The 6,169-nt window shown below is 35.8% G+C and carries 8 protein-coding genes; all 8 read right to left on the bottom strand.

The features are described from left to right. Positions 1-72: 72 nt before the first annotated feature. The 8 genes from B5E95_RS07570 to B5E95_RS07540 all read right to left on the bottom strand — a co-directional run bounded on the left by B5E95_RS07570 (position 73) and on the right by B5E95_RS07540 (position 6,155). Positions 73-393 carry a helix-turn-helix domain-containing protein gene (locus B5E95_RS07570; protein WP_239442179.1) on the bottom strand — a complete coding sequence of 107 codons (321 nt, stop codon included), beginning with the start codon at positions 391-393 and terminating at the stop codon, positions 73-75. An 11-nt stretch (positions 394-404) separates the two neighbouring features. Beyond that, a complete protein-coding gene (locus B5E95_RS07565; protein WP_087236099.1) occupies positions 405-1,178 on the bottom strand; it encodes a helix-turn-helix domain-containing protein in 774 nt (257 codons plus the stop codon). 137 nt (positions 1,179-1,315) lie between these two features. Next, entirely contained in the window at positions 1,316-1,711 is a 396-nt protein-coding gene (locus B5E95_RS10950) for a hypothetical protein (protein ID WP_236697253.1), read from the bottom strand. A gap of 191 nt (positions 1,712-1,902) precedes the next feature. Continuing rightward, positions 1,903-2,130 carry a helix-turn-helix domain-containing protein gene (locus B5E95_RS10945; protein ID WP_239442167.1) on the bottom strand — a complete coding sequence of 76 codons (228 nt, stop codon included), beginning with the start codon at positions 2,128-2,130 and terminating at the stop codon, positions 1,903-1,905. 14 nt (positions 2,131-2,144) lie between these two features. Further along, on the bottom strand, positions 2,145-2,855 hold the full coding sequence (locus B5E95_RS07555) for a pseudouridine synthase (RefSeq protein ID WP_025005082.1): 711 nt from the start codon (positions 2,853-2,855) through the stop codon (positions 2,145-2,147). Next, positions 2,845-3,723 carry a helix-turn-helix domain-containing protein gene (locus B5E95_RS07550; protein WP_087175758.1) on the bottom strand — a complete coding sequence of 293 codons (879 nt, stop codon included), beginning with the start codon at positions 3,721-3,723 and terminating at the stop codon, positions 2,845-2,847. Before B5E95_RS07550 ends, B5E95_RS07555 begins: the two co-directional genes overlap by 11 nt. Before the next feature lie 54 nt (positions 3,724-3,777). Beyond that, a complete protein-coding gene (gene thiI, locus B5E95_RS07545) occupies positions 3,778-4,995 on the bottom strand; it encodes a tRNA uracil 4-sulfurtransferase ThiI (protein WP_054640514.1) in 1,218 nt (405 codons plus the stop codon). Next, entirely contained in the window at positions 4,995-6,155 is a 1,161-nt protein-coding gene (locus tag B5E95_RS07540) for a cysteine desulfurase family protein (RefSeq protein WP_087175757.1), read from the bottom strand. Before B5E95_RS07540 ends, thiI begins: the two co-directional genes overlap by 1 nt. Positions 6,156-6,169: the final 14 nt, after the last annotated feature.

Genomic DNA, 6,169 nt, shown 5'->3' with positions numbered 1-6,169 from the left:
TCATGTGTCCAAAGCAGTCACGGCATTGGCTTCATCTCCACTTTACATAGTAAAAGAAAAAGTGTTGAACGACTACTCCGTCGAGTAATCATCCAACACTAGATTAGTATGTTTTATTTTCCCTAATTTTTTATAATCACGTGCAAAATAAGCATTAGTAACCAGATCTTGCAGCTCTCTTCTTTTAATTCCTGAATCATCAATATCTTTAAAAAATTTGAGTACCGAAATCTTATTTTGATTCAGGATTTTGATTAAACTACTAGCCCTAATTGCATTAGATTCTTTTTCTATTCGCCAATATTGCGACTTACTAATTATTCCCGCTACCATTTGTTCCTGCGTCAATCCGTGCAGGTTTCGCACTTGATGTAATCTCTCACCAATATTCATATTCATCACCTTTATGGAAGCCAGGCTAGATAATTATCGTAGCCGTTCTTCTGTAATACTTTAGTTATCAAATCTAACCGTTTCTGATCATGGTTAATTAAAGCTTGATAGTATATAGTCACCAATTTATGAAACATAATAACGGGATTCGTTGGCAGTTCTTTTATAAACTGGATAGTTTGCAAAACTGAGCCGAGATCATTTTCTTGATACGAACGCCCCAAGTAACTCATCATTACATTCACCAAGGCAACCAATGTTGAAGAATCATTTAGACTGATACTATTTTTGTTTTCATAGATATCTGTAATTAAAATCTTTATCTCACTTGTATCGTATAAAGACATAAAACTAGCAAAATTCCATAATGCAGTTTCATCCCATTTACCTAATCTTCCAAAATTGCTTTTTATTTTTCTCTGGGCATCATCAGAAAGATCAGCTTTCTTATTTGTCAAAGTAGCTATAACTGCTGTCAATTCTGCTTTAAAAATCGGCTCATCTTTTTGTTCTTTTTTCAACCAGGCTACATTGCGATTATTAATGGCCAATCGAATACAACGATATTGAATTTTGCGTTGCATTGACTGATCAAACACACTAAAAAAATCACGCACAGAAACATGATTTTGCTTCAAAATCGCTAACAGGTCATCAATATTAATTTCACTTTTTCCATTTTCTACTCGAGAATAAAAAGATTCTGTTACCACGCCAGCGCACATTTGTGTCTGTGTTAAATTTAAGGAATCTCGTATTTCTCTTAGTTGTTCTCCAATAGTCATACTTTTTCCCTCATTTGTTTCATATTTTTAATATATAAACACTTGAGATAAAAGTCTCGAAATCTTCCAAAACGACTATTTTTATTAAAAAAATCACACCCCTCAAGCTAAAAAAGATTAAAGGATGCGATTATTATTTATTCATCAATTTCAACATCATCAATTATTGACGCATAACCACAGTCTTGAATAATTGATTTTAAAGATCTGGCTTTCTGTTCATCACCACTAAAAACAGCTTGATAGAACTTGCCTATCAACTTTTCCAATCCAATTGCAGGATCTACCGGCAATTCTTGCAAAAACTTAAATGTACTTTCCGTATAACTCTTATTAGCATGTTGATGATAGCAACAATTCAAATAATTTATCGTAATAAAAGCCATAAACTGCAAAGTAAAGGTATCGGTAGCTGGATGTTTACGATATGCAGCATAAGCAGCCTCTACTAACTGCTTTGAATCATCAACATCCAGGAAAATTACTGCTTGACTCAAAAAATGATAAGATGTCCGATCCCAATTTTCATTCAAAACCAGTTTCTTTATTTTTTTCTTCATTTCAGGAGAAATTTGATCATTTGAGCGTAAGGCCCAAGCATAAGCTAATTCCAACTTGAATTTAAGCCATAACGGAGCCTGTACCTCACCATTTTCAATTTTTCGCTTAATTTTATCCAGCGCTTTTACATCTCTTCTATTTTGAGCAAAAGTAATCTCACTAGTTAATTCAAAAAAGGTCCAGTAGACGACTGATTATTAATTTGTGCAAAAAATCCAGTAACATCAAAATGATGAACCGACAAAATTTTAATTAAAGTTTCTGCATCAATTGCATGCACACCACGTTCAACTTTAGAATAAAAAGATTCACTTACAATTCCTGCCGCCATTTCTGTCTGACTCATTCTCGCATGCAAACGCCGGCTTTTTAATGCTTCACCGATTGTCATCTATTTATTCCGTCCTATTTAATTTTGTTTACTTCATCTAAACTCAATTCAATATAATTACCGCGCTTTAAATCCTCCGGCAATTTCAAATTTCCCATCGAAATTCGTTCAAGTTCAACCACTTTCATCCCTACCGCACCAAACATGCGCTTAATCTGATGATATTTTCCTTCACGAATTTTGATTTCAATTTCAGAACTATCATGTTCTTCATCCTGCGCCAGAATCTTCAACTCTGCTGGCTTAAGCTTAGTTCCATCCCCTAAAGTCATTCCACTAGCAAAAGTTTTCACAGTTTCGTCATCAGCTACGCCTGCAATTTTCGCGCGGTAAATCTTATCAACGTGCTTATTGGGAGCAAGCAATTCATGATTTAGTTGGCCATCATTAATAAGCAAAAGCAAGCCAGTTGTATCTTTATCTAGTCGCCCTACTGGCGTAATTCCTTGATATTGATCCTGCGGCTTGAGCAATGAAATTACTGTTCTTTGACTACGGTCTTCAGTTGCCGAAAGTACGCCCTTGGGCTTGTTCATCAAAAAATAATGATATTTTTGATAATTAACCTCTTGTCCATCTACCAATACTTCATCGGATTCCTTAACCTGCTGTTTCGGTGTTTTTACCACATCACCATTTACAGTGATAATGCCTTTTTTAATTAAAACGTGCACTCCTTTTCTAGAGCCGACGTTCATATTAGCTAAATATTTATCAATGCGCATGAGAACCATCCTTTTTAGCAACTGGTACATTCTGCAAACAAAAAGTAAAATTATCTTCCTCCAACAAGCGGGTATAGAAATCTACTTTCTCAGTATCATTATCAAACAAGGTCTTATAAAGTCTGACTATTACTCTATGTTGATAAAAGCTTGCTTCATATGGAATATTTTTATCAAAAAAAGTAAATGTTTCTGCGCATAATTCTTTATTAAAATTGTGTATATACGCATACATTAAGAAATCAATCACTAAATCAGCAATTCCAACTGTATTTGTATAACTTAAGATGTTTTCTGAATTTTTTACATAGCTTTGATAAGCAGTATGAGAAAAATTGAGTACTTGTTCTGGAGTTAGGGCAATAAAAGCCATCCCTAAATATTCATAGTTGAGGAATCCCCAATTATTTCCTTTAGATAAATGTTGTATCTTCTTTTTAACCGGTTCTGATATATCATCAGTTGAATGAGTTATCCAGGCAGTCATTAACTCCAATATATAAGGGATCCAAATATAATATGGTTTACCTTGTTCTTCAGCTTGATCAATCTCCTTTTTTAGTTGACCTAGTTTCTCTAAATCTCGTTTATTAGCACTATTTGCTATTTTATTCGCCATAAAGCTAGCATCCTGTAGACTCTTTTTATGCGGTGATTCCTGGATTGGACCATCCAGCGTTTTGGAGAAGAATTGAACTGGATTAATATGATTTGCTTTCAAAATTTCAATTAAGGTATCAGCATCAATACTATGAATCCCACGTTCAACTTTTGAATAAAACGATTCTGAAACAACTCCTGCTACCATTTCAGTTTGAGTAAGTCCAGCTGCCAATCTACTTTCTCTTAGTAATTTTCCAATCCTCATTATTTTTCCTTTTATACAAAAAATGCCAACAGATCATTCTGTCGGCATAACTTTTTACAACAAGTCTTGATCTTCTTCGATCTTATCGTTGATAAATTTTTCGTTTGGATAAATTGGCATTACTTCAATTCCGTCCATCGCTCTTTGAATCAAGCCTTCAACATCAAGACGAGCTTCATATTCACGAGCCTTATCAAGCTTTGGCTTAGTCTTAGGACGTGGTGGAGCAAAGATAGTACAACAATCTTCAAATGGTTGAATTGAAAGATCAAAAGTACCAATATCTTCTGCCAATTTAATAATTTCAGTCTTATCCATTGTAGCAACTGGACGAATAACTGGTGTAGTTGTCACATCGTTAATAGCAACCATTGATTGCAAAGTCTGTGAAGCAACTTGACCAACAGATTCACCGTTAAAGATTGCCAGACCACCGCGCTTAGCACGAATACGGTCTGCAAGTTGCAACATGAAACGACGTTGCACAGTCATCAAGTAACCTTCTGGCAACTTTTCCTTGATAGTTTCTTGAATTTCAGCAAATGGCACAGCGATAAAGTTAATCTTACCTGCATAATTTGCCAAAATACCAGTCAATTCCTTAGCCTTAGCCAAAGCCTTTTCAGTAGTGTAAGGAGGACTAAAGAAGTGCACCATTTCGATATCAACTCCACGCTTCATTGCAAGGTATGAAGCAACTGGTGAATCAATACCACCACTAAGCATCATTACAGCTTTACCAGCAGTACCAACAGGCATCCCGCCAATACCGTGAAGCAATTGGTTAGAAATATAAACAGCATCTTGACGCACTTCGATTCTAAGTACTAAATCAGGGTGCTTCATTTCAGCCTTCAAGTGGTCGATATGATCGAATAAGTAATCACCAACCAAGTTATTAAGTTGATTAGTATCATATTCAAACTTGTGATCACTACGCTTAGTATTAACCTTAAAGGTCATGCCCGGCTTAAAAGTTTCCTGCATTAATTCTAAAGAAGTCTTTTCAATATCTTCTAAAGTTTTAGGAATCTTAATAGCTGGTGAATAGGTTTGAATACCAAACACTTTCTTCAAGCGCTTATCTACTTCCGCAAAAGGTGCGCCATTTAAAACAATATGCATCCGGTCGTGACGAGGATGGAAGTCAATCTGAGGGAAATCTTTTAAGACCTTTTCAACGTTGCTAGCTAAACGATTGATGAAGTCCTTTCTGTTCTTTCCCTTAGTTGAGAGTTCCCCGTAACGGACCATAACTTCTGTATATTCCATTAATTTTCTCCCAAGTGATTAATTTTAGCAAAATGATTATAAATCTTATCAAAGACCTTGATAAACTCATCTGCCTGCTCAAGCGTATTTGTTTCATCAAAACTCAAACGAATTGCGCTAGTAGCAATCTTATCATCAATTCGCATAGAAACCAAGGTGCTGGCTTCATCTGCAGTCTTTGATGCACAAGCAGAAGTAGTTGAGGTATAAATGTCTTGATCTTCTAAAGTATGAACTAAGGTTTCACCACGAATTCCTTCTAATGCAAAGCAAAGAATGTGTGGTGCAAAACCGTCGCTTACTGGTGAAAAGATATCGATACCTGGTTTATCTTTCAAATAGTCAACGATCTTAGCCTTAATTGCTGCTTCACGGCTTGCCTTTTCAGGTTCGTTTTCTAAAAGCAACCGAATAGCCTTAGCCATACCTGCGATAGCTGGTAAGTTTTCGGTACCGGAACGAAGTCCCTTTTCTTGGCCACCTCCATCATGAAGTGGAGTAAGCATTTTGCCTTCTTTTTTGTAAAGGATACCAATGCCTCGTGGTGCATGGAACTTATGCGCTGATAAACTTGATAAATCAACTCGTGGTGTAAAGACCTTATCCCAAATATTCTTACCTAAAGCTTGAACATTATCAACGTGGAATTGAATAGTTGGATAATTTTCAAGCAAATCACTGATTTCATCAATTGGTTGAATCGTGCCGATCTCATTATTGACACCCATAATTGAAACCAGAGTAGTATCTGAGTCAATGGCATTTCTCAAATCGTTGACATTAACTCTACCCTCTTTATCAACTGGCAAACGTGTAACGCGCCAACCCAAATTTTCTAAAGCATTAAAGCTATTAGCTACAGAAGCATGTTCTACGCTGGAAGTAATAATATGCTTACCAAATTCACGCTTTTGAATTGCTGTTCCTTTAATTGCAGTATTATTTGATTCTGTACCACCTGAGGTAAAGAAAATCTCATGTTGTTTAACGCCCAACAAGTCTGCAATTTGTTTGCGTGAAGCTTCAAGCATTTGATGCGCACGGTCACCCATCTTATGCAAACTTGAAGGATTGCCCCAAATATTAGTTGCTACCTTATTATAGGTATCTAAAACTTGAGGATCTATTTTTGTTGTTGCACTATTATCAAAATAAATCACGTTCAAAACTCCCC

The sequence above is a fragment of the Lactobacillus gallinarum genome (genome assembly GCF_002160635.1).
In the GTDB taxonomy this organism is placed as follows: domain Bacteria; phylum Bacillota; class Bacilli; order Lactobacillales; family Lactobacillaceae; genus Lactobacillus; species Lactobacillus gallinarum.
Note: the sequence above shows the minus strand (reverse complement) of the source record. Positions and strands in the feature narration are given on the sequence as shown.

Bases quoted from the DNA above. Each gene is read 5' to 3' on its own strand.
- B5E95_RS07570 (WP_239442179.1), bottom strand. From the start codon at position 393: ATGAATATTGGTGAGAGATTACATCAAGTGCGAAACCTGCACGGATTG.
- B5E95_RS07565 (WP_087236099.1), bottom strand. From the start codon at position 1,178: ATGACTATTGGAGAACAACTAAGAGAAATACGAGATTCCTTAAATTTA.
- B5E95_RS10945 (WP_239442167.1), bottom strand. From the start codon at position 2,130: ATGACAATCGGTGAAGCATTAAAAAGCCGGCGTTTGCATGCGAGAATG.
- B5E95_RS07555 (WP_025005082.1), bottom strand. From the start codon at position 2,855: ATGCGCATTGATAAATATTTAGCTAATATGAACGTCGGCTCTAGAAAA.
- B5E95_RS07550 (WP_087175758.1), bottom strand. From the start codon at position 3,723: ATGAGGATTGGAAAATTACTAAGAGAAAGTAGATTGGCAGCTGGACTT.
- thiI (WP_054640514.1), bottom strand. From the start codon at position 4,995: ATGGAATATACAGAAGTTATGGTCCGTTACGGGGAACTCTCAACTAAG.